Source organism: Daejeonella sp. (assembly GCF_044232565.1).
Lineage (GTDB): Bacteria > Bacteroidota > Bacteroidia > Sphingobacteriales > Sphingobacteriaceae > Daejeonella.
Genome location: NZ_JBIILQ010000035.1, coordinates 1 through 16,730, shown reverse-complemented (window position 1 = coordinate 16,730; position 16,730 = coordinate 1). Strand labels below are relative to the sequence as shown.

Genomic DNA, 16,730 nt, shown 5'->3' with positions numbered 1-16,730 from the left:
AATGAGCATAAGCTCAACACTTATAACTTTCAGGTTGAGGTTAAAGGTTGAGGAAAAATAAGAAGGTAACCAAAAAAGAAAAAACCAAAATATTGGGTCTATAAGAAATTTACCTGTCACAAAAGCCCAAGTTTGCGGAAATGTAAATAGTTTAGCCCATGAAATTTTAATCGAACTTTGTACCTCGTCTTGAACATCATCTTTATCACTTTCGATGTAATTAAGTTCTTCCCGACTTATCTTCTTATGCTTTGATGGTATTTCATAAAGCCATAACCAAAAAAAGAGCCAAACAAAGCCCATCGCACCGGTGATCCAAAAAACTTCCTGCCAACCATAATGCTGCATAATTATTGGAACCACAATTAGGGCAACTACAACACCTATAGCGGTACCGGAGTTAAAAATACCTGTTGCCAATGCTCTTTCCTTTTTAGGAAACCATTCAGAAACAGCCTTCATTGCAGCAGGGAAATTTCCCGCCTCTCCTATTCCTAATGACAATCTTGCTATACTGAAACCAGTTACAGATTTTGCCAAAGCATGCCCCATACCTGCAACACTCCAAAAAACAACAGCAACACTATAACCTATTTTAGTTCCCACTTTATCAATAAATCTACCTGAAAGCAATAAGCCAATAGCATAGGCAAATGAAAAAGCAGACATAATCTTACCAAAATCTGACTCAGTCCATTGAAATTCTAATTCAAGACTTGGCTTAAGCAAGCCAATAATTTGTCGATCTAAATAATTAATAACTGTACCTAAAAAAAGAAGAGTTACGATTAACCAGCGATAATTTTTTCCTTTTGGAGCAGTCATTTAATAGGATTTAAGAATTATGCACTAATTTATCGATGAATTTTTTAAAATGAATTTCTAGACCATTCCAATCTTCATTTTTTATAAGAGTTTTATCAAAAAGCTGACTTCCAATTCCAACTCCATCTGCACCCGCATTCATAAAACTTGTAATATTTTCAATATTTACGCCTCCTGTAGGTATCAATTTAATTTGATTTAAAGGTGCTTTAACATCTCTAATATACTCAGGACCAAGTAATGTTGCAGGGAAAACCTTTACCATGCTTGCCCCCATTTGCCATGCTTGATAAATTTCTGTGGGTGTATAAGCACCTGGGAAAACAGGAATCTTGGCTTTTACGCATGTTTTAACAACATCCACATCTAAAATTGGTGTAACAATAAATTGGGCACCCGCATCAAGAGCTACTTTTAAGTCGTGGATATTGCAAACGGTTCCCGCACCAACATTTAATTGCCCCTTATATTTTTGAGCTGCAAATTTTATAATATCCTCTGCAAAAGGAGTATTCATCGTAATCTCTATAGTTGTTAAACCGGAAGAAAGGTAAACTGGAAGAATTTTTTCGACGGTATCAAAGCTTAAATTTCTGATAATACCAATGATGGGTACAGCAGAAAAACTTTCCCAAGAGAAGTCTTGATTATTCATTTAGGGAATTGTGTTTTAAGTTAAATAGCTCAATTTGTCCTGCAATTGTTGCTTTATCAATCATTTCTGGTTCTAAAAAAGTTATTTTCCCTTTAGGGAAGATCGTATTGAATGCTAATTTATAACATTCAAATAAATTTTTACCACAACAAACAAAAAGATTATCAAATTCTTTCTGCTTAAGCTCTCTGACTTCAGTCCCAATTAGCAATCCGCTGAGATAATATAAATTTTCGTTTTTTGAAAATTTATCAAACAACTGGTTGGTACGAACGGTGAACAAATTATGTAAAACTGAAGATCTACCGGAAACCTCAATTCCACGCAAAAAAGCCTCAATTTCAGACTGATCAGTCATTTGGGATGTTAATTCGCTAAGAACAGAATCTTTTAGAATACTATGTTTTTTAACAATATTAAACAATTCACCAGTCATATAAGTCTTAAAATCAGCAATAAATCCATTCTGAACGAAAATGTGTTTGGAGTGAGTTCCGGGGAAAACAAAAACTAGGTTTAGTGATTCTTCAATTGAGATCTCATTTAACTTAATGAGTCCGATGAGTTGGGCTTCCTCCCCACGCATCACATCATCAATACTTTTTACGCCAGAAATCAGCATTAGGGGTGCAATTCCATTAAAATTATGAAATGTTTTAATGGAAGCATTTTTACCATCAATATCGAAAGGAAGTAAGGCATAAGGCAATTCTTCCATTCCTAGAGATGATGAAGCCATTCCTGATACGATTAATGGGGTATTATCAAGGTTTACAGCTAAAACATTAGCCAATTCATGAATATTATGCTTCAAAAATGCAGTATAAAAGTCGGAGCGGTTTTGTACATTTTGTTTTTCCCATTCTTTAAAAACTGTAGCCACACCACTTGAAGAAGTAAATTCACCTTTAATTTCATAATCTTGACTAGCTACGAGCCTAAGTCTGAAGGAGGACGTTCCCCAATCACAACACAAAAAAAAATGATTATTTAACGATTGACTCACAATTGCAATTATTTATTGACTTTAGTTTTAAAAATAGCACCCAAATTGCCAGAAATTAAATCATTTTCAGTGAATTGACAATATAAAATATCCTTTGCTACCGTTCTTTCACGATCAAAAACAACGTGAATAATGCCATCGCTTGTTTGATCCGCATCAGGATATGAAACATTTTCACGTACATCAAGCATTAATTTATGCGGCCAAGTTTTACCCCCATCCTTTGATAGAAAAGCAGTCATTTTATTGCGCGTAGTACTATTATTAGCAATTAACAATAAATTGCCTGATGATAATTTACCCAGATAAAACCTACTAGACGTTGTTAGACCTGTTGCTGTAAAAGGCTTTATTTGAGTCCAAGATTTTCCAAAATCACTACTATTAGAGTAATAAATACCTTTAGTAGTTCTTAGCATTGCTAATAAATCTCCAGAATTGGAAATTTCAACTAACTGAGGTTCATCATGGATGCGAAGTTCCTCTTTGATATCAATTGAGCTGTAAGGTTTAAATTGATTTTTATCTGAATTACCTGAATAAATAAACACTCCATTTTTCGGATAAGGAATGTCAGAAATCACACCATTTAGTGGCTTATCAATATAAACAGGAAAAAGAGTTGTATTTTGAGAAGCCAAATAAGTTGGTTTATTGCTCATAACACCATTAGCATTAAGCGCGGGCTTAGAAGCAGTTATTTGCTTTCCGTCCCAAGCTAAACGAACAGAATTAACACCCCCAAACCCATCCCAAATTAAACTATCTTTTGCACTACCATAAAAAAGATGAATTTCTCCTTGATTATCTCTCCAAATAAGTGGATCAAAAAAACGATAAGATTGATTTTTGGGATACACTACAAGTTTATCATTTAACCAATTTCTTCCAGCATTTAAACTAAGAGAAACAGTTACATAATTACCAGGACCAGGTGCTAGTCCGCCAGAATACCATGCCACAAAAATTTGCTTACCATCAGCACTAACTCCCACAGAAGGCACTTGCTCAAAAGCTCTATTTTTTATTCGAACATCTTCTGAATCCCAAAGAAACTCTGCTGTTTCTAAACTATTTTGAGATTCTAAAAAGAATTTTTCAGATATTTTTATTGAATTACATCCCAAAATAAAGCACGTAGAAGAGACAAAGAGTAAAAAAACGATCGCTTTGGTTCTCAATTTATTTTTCATTTAAAAAGCATGATAAATTCAAATTTATAATAATACTAGAATAAATAATCCTAAAAAGCTCAAACGAGTTAAACCACTCTTGCGAGAAGTTTAACTCGATGAATTTAATTTATTAAACGGCTGCTTTAGCAAGCTCCTCCTGAACCCTCTTAGCAACCAATTTATCTTCCCCTTTTTTAAGCATAAATACGGTGATATTGATTGCATCGGGACCAGTCATCACTTCGATTGATGGAATTCCATTTTGGAGGTTTTTAAGCAAATCTTTTGGGGTAATTTTAACTTTAGACTGATCCCAAGAAATTTTGAGGGATGGAGTATGATTAGCTATTGGTGGAACAAAAACTTCAGTATTCACACCGTTAACTTTACTAACAGCATTATTAATATTAGCAACTCTATCTTCCCACATTTTCCATTCTGCCACATGATCTGTATTTATATATTTCTGAAGTGCTACATACATGCCCAAAATTTCCTCTTTATTAACCTTCATCCCGCGTCCGATATTGCCGCCACTTGGAGGTGCACTTAAGCGAGCTGCCGCAATAAGATCTTTTCTTCCCATTAAAATACCTGCACTTTGAGGTCCACAAATTGCTTTTCCGCCAGAAACGCATACTAAATCAAAACCAAGGTCATTATATTTCCAAAGATTTTCAACTGGAGGAACATCGGCTGCCATATCAATCATGGTTGGCACATTGAATTTTTTACCAATAGCAACAAACTCTTCATGTTTCACTAAACCCATGGGGCCGCTTGAATTTAAAAACCACATCATGGCTGTTTTACTATTGATTGCTTTTTCCATCTCTAGAGCGGTTTCCACTTCAATAATCGTAGCACCTGTATTAGTTAATGCATGAACATAAGCTACATTATGTGCTTTTTGAACAATAATTTCAGTCTTTTCAAAAGAGGAAAGATTTGGTAATAGCGACACCTTTTTCCTGTCCATACGTGTGAGAACACCGGCAGTTCCCAATACTAGGGCCGACCAGCAGCCGGCAGTCACCATTGCGGACTCAGCATGACACATTTCAGCAATTTTCTCCCCAACCTTATCTTGAACTTCATTAATCATCACAAAGTGATGGGAGGCAGATTGTATCGTATCCACAACTTCATCATGCATTAAAGATGCTGTCATTGTAGTATATGTTCCCGCTGCATTGATAAATGTTCGTAAACCAAGTTCTTTAATCACATCGCGCTTAACAGATGTTGATTTAGCTAATGCTTGGAAAGGAATGCCCGTTCCAATAGCTGCACCTGCAACAGGAGCTACTGAAAGATATTTAATAAGATCTCTACGTTTCATAATATTGTTTTAAATTATTGATTTAAACATTGAAAGGAGATTAAATCTCCTTTCAATGTTTATTTAACTAAGATAGCTTTTGAAAACGATTTAAATCATCATTTAATTATTATAGCAAATTAGTTACTTTGACCAGTACCGGGACCAACATCCCACCACATTCTACCTTGTAAAAGATCAATTTGCTCCTCAGAATAACTTTGACGTTTAATTGCTTCATTATAATTTAATGGATTGACATTCCTCTCAGCAATTGGAAGAGAAAACCTTCTCCACATTTTTCCTGCAGTTACGTTACCTGGGTAAGAAACCTTCTGACCAGTGGTATTGGTCCAGTTTGCATAATTAAACACTGGATATTTCGTACGACGCCAGTTTGAATACACTTCATAGTCATCGCCAAGCATAGAAACCCATTTTTGTGTTGAAATCGTCTCTAGTTGCTGAGCAAATGTTCCACTTTCAGGATATGGATTAGCCAGCAGATAAGCATCTACCTGTGTGGATGTGATCACACCAGAATGAGGGGCTACACTTGGCCATAAAGCCCACTGTGCCATTGCAGCGCGAACACCATTTTCATAAGCTGCCTTGGCAGTTGATCCAACACTCCAACCTCTAGCCGCAGCTTCTGCTATTATCAAATAAGCTTCAGCTGCACCCATTGTAATAACAGGAGATCCTCTATCAATATAGAGTAATGAAGGCTCAGAATAAGTGTCAAAATCAGTGGGTCTTGTATTAAGACTGCCATTTATCATACCACGTTGAGCAGAAGGGGTGTTATTAGCTGTATAAGTTGCTCCTGCTGGCACCCAAACTACAGATAAAACTGGTAATCGTGGATCTGAAGTGTTTTTTAAATGATCAATAAATTTACCTGACCATTTACTTCCCTCTATGTTATCACCACCAGGACTTGTAAAGTCACCGTTTATATATGTGTTAACTCTTGGGTTCATTTGACTGGTAACATTAGCATATTTAAGATAGGCAATATCATTAAATGCAGTAATTACTCCTCCAGTTACCGCTTTTTCAACCCATGCTTTAGCAGTTAAAGGCTCAATATCAGATAGGCGCATACCTAAACGAAGCATTAACGAATAACCAAACTTCTTCCATTTTGTAACATCACCTTTAAAGTATGGATCTGCATTACCAAATACATTGGCCTTTGATGGATCCATCGACTTTAAAGCAGTCTCAAGCTCTGTAAGCATCGATGTATAAATACTTTTTTGAGTATCATATTTAGGCTTAAGATTATCTAAACCTTTCATCGCATCTGTATAAGGCAAATCACCCATAACATCAGTTTGCTGATGGAAAGCTAGAATTCTTAAGATTTCAACAGCAGCACGTTTATTTACATTTTCAGGTCCCTGAATCTCTTTATTTAATTGAAATAAACGATTCCATTGACCAGTATAAACATTAAAATTACCGGCCGTACCATTGAAATTGTAAAATTTATCGCCAGTGGCTGGGACTTCCTTGTAAGAGGAAAAATATTGTAATCCCTGGCCTAAAGCTCTGTAATTCTCTCCCGGACCGCTAGCTAATACAGCAGCGGTGAAGGAATATTCTGGAATTACATATTCAATTGCGTTAGGATTCTTGTTTAAATCAGTAAGCTTCTCGGTATTACACGATTGCATAGTTGAAAATACAAGAACAGCTCCAGCCGCATATATCATTTTTATGAATGTCTTTTTCATGTTCTTAGATTTAAAAATTAGAATCTTAAATTCAGGTTAAAGCCAATATTTCTAGTTCTAGGAAATGCCACACCCTGACTTCCTTGGGCATTACCAACAGTTTCCTGCATTTCAGGATCAATACCTGCTTCTTTAGTTCTTTTATCCTGGTACAGGATTGCCAAGTTAAAACCAGTAATACCCACAGAAGCAGACTGTACTTTCATGAACTTAAGTGCACTAGCAGGAATGTTATACTTCAAAACAGTACGGCGCAATTTGATGAAATCCGTCTTGTAAACCCACATGCCAGGATATGCATTACCAAAGTTATTGTAGTAGGTATCAAGATCTACAACGTTCCATAACTTAGTATATGGAGCTCCCGCAGCAGTTACACCAGTAACAGTTAAACCGCTCTCTCTTCCAGGAAGTGTCTGAGGGGTATGACCAAATCGAGTAGCGTATTGAATTAAGTTACTGTAACCAACTGCTCCAAATTTAGAATCAAGATCAATTGTTAAACTAAAGCGCTTGTAGCGTAAATTATTACTTAATCCTAGTAAATAAGGTGGATTTCCAACACCTAAATCACGTAACTCTTGAACTTCATAACCTGTAGCTGAATTATATACCTTATTCCCGTTTGCATCCAATTTCATAACATTGGCTCTAACGGTTGAATAAGGTAATCCAACTGCATTTATCATTTGAGGACCTCCAATGCCATTACCTAAAGATAAAACATCGATTCCTTCTGCCAATTCAAGGATTTTACTTATATTATAACTAAAATTATAACTTACATCCCATGAAAATTTATCATTTTTGATTGGAGAACCTGTTAAACTTATCTCCCATCCTTTGTTTGATACTAAGCCAAGATTTCTTCTACCTGCTGCAAAACCTGTGGCTCCTGAAATAGGTGGAGAAAGAATATCATTTCTAGTTCTTCTTGAATAATAGTTTACATCCAATCCAATACGACTATTCAGCATTTGTACCTCAACCCCCCCTTCAATTGTTTCAACAGTAACTGGGCGAATATTAGGGTTATTCAAAACATTCGGATTGGTTAATGTAGGTAATCCATAAGCATTAACTGTACTCACAGCATAGGTTTGATTAATACTTCCAGCATTTACCGTAGCACTACCAACTTCAGCCCATGAAGATCGTAATTTAGCATAATCAATAAACTTAGGCATTTTTACTACCTCTGATAAGATAAAACTAGCTCCCACTGATGGATAGAAAATTGAGTTAAATCCTGGATTAAGTACGGAAAACCAATCCTGACGCCCCGTTACTGTTAAATAAAAGAGGTTATTATAATCAATGTTTGCTTCTCCAAAAACAGAGTTTGTGCCAAAGGAGGCTTGTGAAGCGTTTACAAGATCTCTATTCACTAAATTGGTAATACTGTAAAAATCAGAAACAACCCACTGGTTACCATTGGCTGTATTACCTTTTGCGAAATCTCTTTCACTTTGTACCCCTCCTAAAATATTTACACCAACTTTGTCTTTCAGAAATCTTTCATTATAATTAACTATTCCCTGAAAGTTTGTTTTATCATCTTGCTGCGTACCTGATTGGAAATAGCCAAGTGGAGTAAAGTTATTGGTATTTGGTACGTATAATTGATCTGTAGTGTAATTGAAATCACGTGCCACAGTACCTTTAACAAATAAATTAGGTAATATATTAGCCTGAACACTAGCGCGGCCAATTAAACGCTGACGAGAATCCTCATTACCAATCTGATAAGCTACATAATAAGGATTAAAAGCAACAGGCACCGGGTTCCAAGGCAATTCTCTTCCCGTTGCAACATTAATACCAGGTCTAGATGGGTCAGTACCCGCCATATTCCTAACATCCACCGTATTAGCCGCAAGATAAACAGGCCATGCTGAATTAAAATCTGCATATCCAACACCCGGTCTATTTCTACCTTCTATTAAATTGTATTGAACACTTGATTCAATGGTTAAAAAATCATTTTTACCCATTTTACCAGATATATTCAGATTGGCTGTTTTTCTTTTATAATCAGAATTTGGCTGCTGATCTTGCGCACGCAAATCACTTACAGATAATCTGGTTTTTAATTTCTCACTTCCAGCACTAAATGCAATTGTATTGGTTATGTTTTGGCTTACTTCGTAAAAGTTTTTAATATTATCCTTTACTTTAAATGCCGAATATGGTCGCATAACTCCGTCAAATTGCATAACCATTGATCCATCCATTTTAGCTCCATAAGATAAACGACCTGAGCTTAATGCAGCTGCTGCTGTAGCAGGCTTTACACCATCATTACCTTGTCCGTAAACATATTGATAATTCGGAAAAACTGAAGGAGTACCAAAATTGGCATCTGAAGTAACTTCAACGCCAACACCTTTTTGAGCAGATCCTTTCTTAGTGGTAATTAATATTACACCATTTGCAGCTTGACTACCGTAAAGAGCGGCAGCAGCACCACCTTTCAAAACTGAAATTGTAGCGATATCGTCTGGGTTAATGCTGGAAATACCATCTCCACGGTCGGCATTTAAACCTTCAGTTTGTGTCACCGGACCTCTATTATTATTGTTGATTGGCATACCATCAACAACATATAAAGGTTGCTGATTTCCATTTAAAGAGGTATTACCACGAATAATAACACGACTTGAACCACCAGCACCAGAATTAGCTTGTGTAGCATCAACACCAGCAATTTTTCCAGTAAGTGAATTAGCAATGTTGTTTTGACGTGATTCAGTAAACTCCTCACCGCGAACTTCCTGAACCGCATAACCCAAGCCTCTTTTAGCTTTGGTTACACCAAATGCAGTTACAACAACTTCACTCAGCGACTGGCGATCTTCGATCAAAGTTACATTAATGCTAGTTCTTCCATTCAGCGCAACTTCTTGCGTTACATAGCCAATATAAGTAAATACAAGTATTGCATTCTCAGGGGCATTCAGCGAAAAATTTCCATTTACATCTGTCGATACACCAGTTTCTGAACCCTTAACACGAACACTTACGCCGATTAATGCCTCTCCAGAAGCATCTATAACCTTACCTCGAATGTCAATTCGTTGTTGTTCGATTGTAAAGTTTGATACAATACTATTTGTGCCAGCAGAAGCGATTTTATTCAAATCGCGACTAGAATTTATTAAGGAAAAACCGGAAACTTGCTCCATTAATCGTTCATCTTTCCTTTTTAGAATAATAGTATTCTCCGTGATGGTATAGGTTAATGGTTGATTTTTAAAAACTTGTTCCAAAACCACCTCCAATAAGGAGTTTTTAACCTTAACCGTAACGGGACTTGTATTCTTTAGTAATCTGGTATTATAAAGAAAATCATAACCAGTTTGCTTTCGAATTTCTGTGAAAACCCTATCCAAATGAACGTTTGTTTCATTCAGCGTAACATTTTGAGAGAAGCCGTTTGCACTTACTTGCATAAGACTTGCTAAAATGAAAATTGTGGTTAGTTTCATAATTTGTAACGTTTTTTTTGAGACTATATTAGAAAGTCTCCTTTTAGGGTGATTCCTAAAAATGTTTATGCAGAAGGATCTGCATTCACTTAGTAAAACATTTTTCATACTTTTGCATTTTAAAATTTGTTTTGGTTGATTAATTAAAATTTCGTGCTTACGGAATTTTTTTTGCAAGGATTAACCTGAATTTTATTCCGTCCTGGAGGGCAATCCGGGGCGGTTTTTTCATTTTAATACCTAATAAGTCTTAACTACTATCGTTTTTTTTCATAATTATTAGATTTAAGATTTTATAGCATTGTTTTGATTTTGATTTTTTTTCCCTTAACGGTGAATTTAACACCTCCACTCTGTTCCAATATTTTTAAAACCGCCGAGATATTCACATCATTGGAAATAAATCCAGTAAATTCATCTGTAGGTATAGTACCATCATAAACTAATTCCACATCATACCAACGCTCTACTTCACGCATGATTTCCTGAATAGGAGTATTTTTAAATTTGAAATAACCGTTTTTCCAGGCAAGAACTTTTTCGGTATCTGCATTTTCAATTTGTATTTTAGAATACATTGAGTTTGTTAGAGATTGTTCTCCCGGCTTAAGCATTTTAGTTTTTCCTAAAACGTCAGATTTGGATTTAAGAATTACTCGAACACTGCCTTCCAATAATGTAGTTTTAGTGAAATCTTCATCATCATAGGAGTTAATATTGAAATGAGTACCAAGAACTTCAACAATCTGTTCATTACTTACCACACGAAATGGCACATTTTTATTTGGAGCAATCTCAAAATAGGCCTCTCCACTTAATATAACTTTTCTTTCCTTACCAGCAAATGCTGTAGGATAACTTAATTTGGATGCCGAATTAAGCCATACTTTACTTCCATCTGGTAAACGGACTTGAAATTTACCCCCTTTAGGAGTCTGAATCGTATTTGTTACAGAGTGGCTTGCGATTTCTTTATTTTTTGATGAAATATTTCTTTCATAAACAATTTCACCATTATCAGTTTTGGTGATTGCGATATTACCCTGACTTGCCAATAACCCATTAGCTGCATCATCCAAACTAATCATAGAACCATCTGCTAAAGTCAAAACAGCCTTATTGTTTCCAGGAAGAATATCATTTTTAACATTTAGCTCAACAAATTGTTCTTCGCGAGGAAACGTTTTATTTGAATAGAAATATAAACCAATTGAAAGTGCAACTAAAATTGTAGCAGCAATTGAAAATGATCTATAATAATTTGACTTGAATGAAACTTCACGCTCCTCTTCAGAATTTATCTTTTCAGAAATATTATGGAAAATTTTATTTTTCAAACTTTCCATATCTGGAAGCTCAGACTCATTATTGGAAGACTTAAAGCTTCCATAAAAATTAAGCAAACGCTGCTCCTCAACCTTTGAAGCCTTTCCAGCAATGTATTTATCTAATAATTTGTAAAAATCGTCTTTATTCAAAATAAGTTTTTATTAATAAGAGTAAAAAAATACAATCTTCCCCTAGTCCCAATAAAAAAATATTTATTTTCTTATTGAATTATTTAGGTATAATATTTATACAGCTCAAATATTAGAATGCTTGTTCTAATATTAAAAACGGATATTTTAAAAAAGACCGAGGGAGGTCCTTAACTGTCGCAAAGCTTTATTTAAATGATTCTCAACGGTTTTAGTAGAAATATCTAATTGATTCGCAATTTCTTTATGTGAAAGTTGCTCTTCGCGACTTAATTTATATACCACTTTGCATTTTGTTGATAATCTATCAACAATAGAATTAATCTGAGAAAGCAGTTCCTTATATTCAATATTACCATATTCTGAAGGCGTTTCTAAACGTTCATGAACCTTGTCAAATATATTTTCACGAACAGAACCAAAGCGAACCTGGCGGTAAACTTCATAACGAGTAGATGCAAAAAGATAGGCCTTAAATGAAACCTTTATTTCAATCTGCTCTCGTTTATTCCAAAGATTGATAAAAATATCTTGAATAATATCTTCACATGCCTGCTGATCTTGCAACATATTAAAAGCAGACTTAAATAATTGATTCCAATATTTATCATAAATAAGCTTCAAGGCCAAATCATCCCCAGTCCGAAGCCGGTTCATTAATTCTAAGTCCTCAATTTTTATTTTCTCACTCATTTATAAATAAACTTAAAAAAAAATAAAATTAAAATCAAAATATGTTTTTAAAATAACAGCACGATTTTTAAAAAAATCAGATTCATAATTTAAATCGAAAATATATATATTTAATTTTACTAGGGGTAGAAGAATGTTTTTAACTCAATATATTAAGAAAATATATGAACCCTAAAAATGAAAACTACAATGAAACAAAAAAGTTTTTTAATCATCACTCTGATCTTGTTTTTGACAAATACTTTACACGCTCAACAACAATCAGAATCGGAAAAACCATACAGTATTGTTATTAAAGGTGGCCATGTAATTGACCCGAAAAACAATATAAATACCTTAATGGATATCGCAATTAAAGATGGAAAGGTAGTCTTAGTTGCCAAAAACATTGATGGCTCAATGGCTACTCAACTTGTAAATGCAGTGGGAATGTATGTAACTCCTGGATTAATTGATGCTCATGTTCATTTTTTCTGGGGCCATGATGGAACATCTTATATGAATGCACCTGCCGGACTTCCAGCAGATGGTTTTACCTTCCCTTCAGGTGTAACAACGGTGGTCGATGCTGGAAGTCCGGGTTGGAAAACCTTTGAATTATACAAAAAACAAACGATTTCAGGCTCGCAGACTAGAGTACTTGTCATGCTAAATATTGTGGGACAGGGAATGGCAGGTGGTAAATATGAGAATGATATCAATGAAATGGATCCCCAAAAGGCTGCTGAAATGGCTAAAAAATATCCAAACGATATTGTTGGCTTCAAACTAGCTCATTACAATGGTCGCACTTGGGAACCAACAGATCGCTTACTTGCAGCTGGTAAACTTGCTAACCTTCCAGTAATGGTTGATTTTGGTGGCGCCAATCCATTTTTACCTCTCGACTCCCTATTTAACGTTAAATTTCGCCCCGGCGATATTTATACCCATGCATTTGGTGGAAATGGCAGCGCGAGTCTCAATGGACGTGAATCTATTGTTGATATAAGCACCAATAAAGTTAAACCATATGTTATTAAAGCTCAAAAAAGAGGTGTAATTTTTGATGTTGGATTTGGTGGATCAAGTTTTTTATTTAATCAAGGTATTCCTGCAATAAAAAGTGGTTTTTACCCCAATTCAATCAGTACCGATCTGCATACAGGTAGCATGAATAATGCGATGAAGAATATGCCAAATATCATGTCATTATTTATTGCCCTCGGTATGGACCTTCAAAGTGTGATTAAAGCAAGCACTTGGAATCCGGCCCAAGAGATTAAAAGACCTGATTTAGGTAATTTATCCGTTGGAGCTGAAGCTGATATTGCTATATTCACGCTTAGAAATGGGGAATTTGGTTTTTATGCCCGTGATGGAAAAATTTCAGGTAAAAATAGACTTGAAACAGAAATGACCATAAGAGCTGGAAAAATAGTTTATAATTTAAATGCAATCGCGGAGCCTAATGTTTTACAAAATCCACCGCGACAAAGACCAGCAAACTCGGAAGTAAAGCCTTCCACAAAATAATTTCTTTAAATATTTGAAATCTTATGATTACAATGAACTGTAACTTGAAAAAAACAGGGCTTTTAGCTCTGTTTTTTTCAAGTTCTCTAATTTGCTTAAGCCAAGAAAAAATCACCAACTCGGCAACTCAGAGGCCTATCGCGCCTATTAAAACACCTCTTTCATTGCGTTCAGACATTCGTGTTGACAAAGTAATGAATACCGAAAAACTTGGGGTGCGCCTCCTAAGAAATGAAAAAACAGGGGAATTTTGGTACACCACATTTGATGGAAATGTTTATAAAATCTTAAATTTTGATACTCCAAATGCCATAGAGCAGAAAATATTCTCAGCAGATGACCATGGCATAAGCCGCCTTCAAGGGGCCGCTTTTTTTAATAATACTCTTTTCCTTTGCGGAAATATCAGTGTAAATAATGGAAAAGGGACCAAGGGCAGAATGGTAAAATACACCCTTTCTAAAACTAGTCCCGTTTTAACTGAAGTGTTTAATACGGTAGAATATGGAACCAATGCAACCACCTTTGACCATGGCTGGAATGCATTAGCAATCAGCAAGGACAAGAAATACATATTTGTAAATTCTGGAGCCCGTACTGATCATGGGGAAGTACAGGATAATAAAGGCGCTTACCCAAATGCAAGAGATAATGCACTTACAGCCAACGTGTTCAGAATACCAATTAATTCAGAAAATCTACTCTTAACAAGGGATGTGGTGAAGTTAAAGGCAGATGGCTATTTATATGCTGAAGGTATAAGAAATGCCTACGACATGGAATTTGATGGAAAAGGCAATCTCTTTGGGGTAGTTAATTCTGGCGATTATGATCAGCCTGAAGAAATGTTTTGGATCAGAAGAGGGCATCATTATGGCTTCCCTTGGCAAATGGCGGGTATTGAGAATCCACAACAATATCCTGATTGGATACCCGACCCAGCAAAAGATCCGTTTATAAGTCCCGGAGCCCATGCCTGGGTGGTAAAATACTTCAAAAACGATCCCGAATTTCCTAAAATCCCGGAGGGAGTAAAATTTTCTCCAGGTGTACAAAATATGGGTCCCGATGCCAATGAATACAGAGATATTGCATCAGGAAAAATAGTAGATGGAGATATTACGGGCAAAACAATTAGCACCTTCAATGCGCATTCAGTGCCATTAGGCTTAGTCTTTGATGTAAAAAATGCACTTTCCAACGAATTCAGGGGTGATGGATTCGTATTTAGATATGGAGGTGGTTCTGATCGACCAGGGACTACCCTATTACGGAAAGGCGGAAAAGATCTTATGCACTTAGAAATGACATATAGTGCTGCTGCAGATAATTTTTACATGAAAACCACTACTATTGCAAGTAATTTTAATGCACCTGTGGATGCGATCATGCTAGACAATAAAATTTATGTAATGGAACATGGTACTGCTAACTCTGAAGGAGGAAGAATCTGGAGGATCACGTTGCCAAAAAATAAGGATCAATTTAAAAGCGAAGACCAACTGTGGAATAAAGCTATGAATAAAAAAGCTAAAGAAGATTTTGAAGCTTTTATAAAAAATAAAAATGAAATGGAATAAATGCCGCCGCTGCACCTGATACTATTAATGTCAATGCTTTGGCCTATACTATGCGTGCCGCACCGGCTGAGGCTGAAAAACCGTTAACGGAGGTTTTGTGCTTAGGCCAAAGCTTATAATCAGACCTGTCATTTAAGGTAAAAATATGGCAGATTTCAAGGCAATGAAAATATAAAAACAGATACTAACCAAAAGGGAGCTTGCTTTTTATTATATAATTAAAAACATATTTAATTGAATATAAATGGCTTTTTAATAAAAATTTTATTTTAACCGGACAACAGTACTTTAAAATCAAAAAATATGCAAAATAACACACCCGATCAAAATTTCGAAAACACAGGCTTAACCCTACCCCCTGCTCCAAGCCCAATTGGTGTTTATAAACCATTTGTAGTTGATGGCAAATATTTATATTTATCTGGCCACGGACCAGTAAAAAACGATAAATCCTTAATGAGGGGGCGCTTAGGTCAGGATATGACCATTGAAGAAGGGAAGCTAGCTGCACAACAAGTAGCCTTAACCATGCTCTCCACTATTAAAACCAATTTTGGTAGTTTCAATAAAATAAAGCGTGTTATAAAAGTTTTAGGAATGGTTAATAGCACCGACGATTTTGAAAGACATCCCAACGTAATAAATGGCTGCAGCGAGCTATTCGCTAAAATTTGGGGCCCAGACAACGGCATTGGAGTAAGGAGTGCCGTAGGATTTAATTCTTTGCCGGATAATATTCCAGTAGAAATTGAAGCACTTTTCGAACTTCATAACTCACCTCAAGACCCATTTAAATAATCAATTTTACACTATTTTAGAATAAATACAATCCGAAAATGGAATTAGTCTGGCCGCAAAATTACGACCCCTTAAACAATGCGCTATTATCAACATTATTTGCAGCACTTCCAATCCTTATATTATTAGGTTCAATAGCTATTTTTCATATTCGAATCCATTTAGCAGCGGTCTTCGGATTATTAGTTGCAATTGGAGTGGCACTTTTTATGTACAACATGCCGGTATCTGCTGTTGCGGCAAGCACAATTTATGGTGGAGCCTATGGCTTATTCCCCATTGGCTGGATTGTATTAAATTTAATTTTCCTATACCAATTAACAGTAGATAAGGGTTTGTTTACCATCATCAGGATGCACTTATCAACAATTGCTCCCGACCCAAGGGTACAAGTAATATTAATTGCTTATGCCTTCGGCGCTTTTTTTGAGGGGGCTGCGGGATTTGGAACACC

The 16,730-nt window shown here is 35.7% G+C and carries 13 protein-coding genes; 4 read left to right on the top strand and 9 right to left on the bottom strand.

From position 1 onward, the window contains the following. The 9 genes from ACILQF_RS03610 to ACILQF_RS03570 all read right to left on the bottom strand — a co-directional run. A partial coding sequence (locus ACILQF_RS03610) for an MFS transporter (RefSeq protein WP_395626050.1) occupies positions 1–825 on the bottom strand: 825 nt, incomplete at its 3' end. 10 nt (positions 826–835) lie between these two features. Then, the gene (locus ACILQF_RS03605) at positions 836–1,480 is read right to left on the bottom strand and encodes a bifunctional 4-hydroxy-2-oxoglutarate aldolase/2-dehydro-3-deoxy-phosphogluconate aldolase (RefSeq protein WP_395626049.1); all 645 of its coding nucleotides are present in this window, start codon (positions 1,478–1,480) and stop codon (positions 836–838) included. Then, a complete protein-coding gene (locus ACILQF_RS03600; RefSeq protein WP_395626048.1) occupies positions 1,473–2,486 on the bottom strand; it encodes a 2-dehydro-3-deoxygalactonokinase in 1,014 nt (337 codons plus the stop codon). Before ACILQF_RS03600 ends, ACILQF_RS03605 begins: the two co-directional genes overlap by 8 nt. 8 nt (positions 2,487–2,494) lie before the next feature. Further along, positions 2,495–3,679, bottom strand: coding sequence for a sialidase family protein (locus ACILQF_RS03595; RefSeq protein ID WP_395626047.1), 1,185 nt, complete (start codon positions 3,677–3,679; stop codon positions 2,495–2,497). A 112-nt stretch (positions 3,680–3,791) separates the two neighbouring features. Beyond that, the gene (locus tag ACILQF_RS03590) at positions 3,792–5,003 is read right to left on the bottom strand and encodes an aminotransferase class V-fold PLP-dependent enzyme (protein ID WP_395626046.1); all 1,212 of its coding nucleotides are present in this window, start codon (positions 5,001–5,003) and stop codon (positions 3,792–3,794) included. 119 nt (positions 5,004–5,122) lie between these two features. Continuing rightward, entirely contained in the window at positions 5,123–6,724 is a 1,602-nt protein-coding gene (locus tag ACILQF_RS03585) for a SusD/RagB family nutrient-binding outer membrane lipoprotein (RefSeq protein ID WP_395626045.1), read from the bottom strand. A 17-nt stretch (positions 6,725–6,741) separates the two neighbouring features. Beyond that, positions 6,742–10,212 carry a SusC/RagA family TonB-linked outer membrane protein gene (locus tag ACILQF_RS03580; RefSeq protein ID WP_395626044.1) on the bottom strand — a complete coding sequence of 1,157 codons (3,471 nt, stop codon included), beginning with the start codon at positions 10,210–10,212 and terminating at the stop codon, positions 6,742–6,744. Between the two features lie 293 nt (positions 10,213–10,505). After that, entirely contained in the window at positions 10,506–11,690 is a 1,185-nt protein-coding gene (locus tag ACILQF_RS03575; protein ID WP_395626043.1) for a FecR family protein, read from the bottom strand. 147 nt (positions 11,691–11,837) lie between these two features. Then, on the bottom strand, positions 11,838–12,383 hold the full coding sequence (locus ACILQF_RS03570; RefSeq protein WP_395626042.1) for an RNA polymerase sigma factor: 546 nt from the start codon (positions 12,381–12,383) through the stop codon (positions 11,838–11,840). A gap of 189 nt (positions 12,384–12,572) precedes the next feature. Here ACILQF_RS03570 and ACILQF_RS03565 point away from each other — a divergent pair, with 189 nt between their 5' ends. From ACILQF_RS03565 to ACILQF_RS03550, 4 genes are all read left to right on the top strand, one after another. Further along, positions 12,573–13,898 carry an amidohydrolase/deacetylase family metallohydrolase gene (locus ACILQF_RS03565; RefSeq protein WP_395626041.1) on the top strand — a complete coding sequence of 442 codons (1,326 nt, stop codon included), beginning with the start codon at positions 12,573–12,575 and terminating at the stop codon, positions 13,896–13,898. A 23-nt stretch (positions 13,899–13,921) separates the two neighbouring features. Beyond that, positions 13,922–15,478, top strand: a complete 1,557-nt coding sequence (locus ACILQF_RS03560) for a hypothetical protein (RefSeq protein ID WP_395626040.1) — start codon at positions 13,922–13,924, stop codon at positions 15,476–15,478. Between the two features lie 303 nt (positions 15,479–15,781). Next, positions 15,782–16,276: a RidA family protein gene (locus ACILQF_RS03555; RefSeq protein WP_395626039.1), complete on the top strand. Its 495-nt coding sequence runs from the start codon at positions 15,782–15,784 to the stop codon at positions 16,274–16,276. A gap of 38 nt (positions 16,277–16,314) precedes the next feature. Then, positions 16,315–16,730, top strand: a 416-nt coding sequence (locus ACILQF_RS03550; protein ID WP_395626038.1) for an L-lactate permease, incomplete at its 3' end; no start/stop codon positions are given.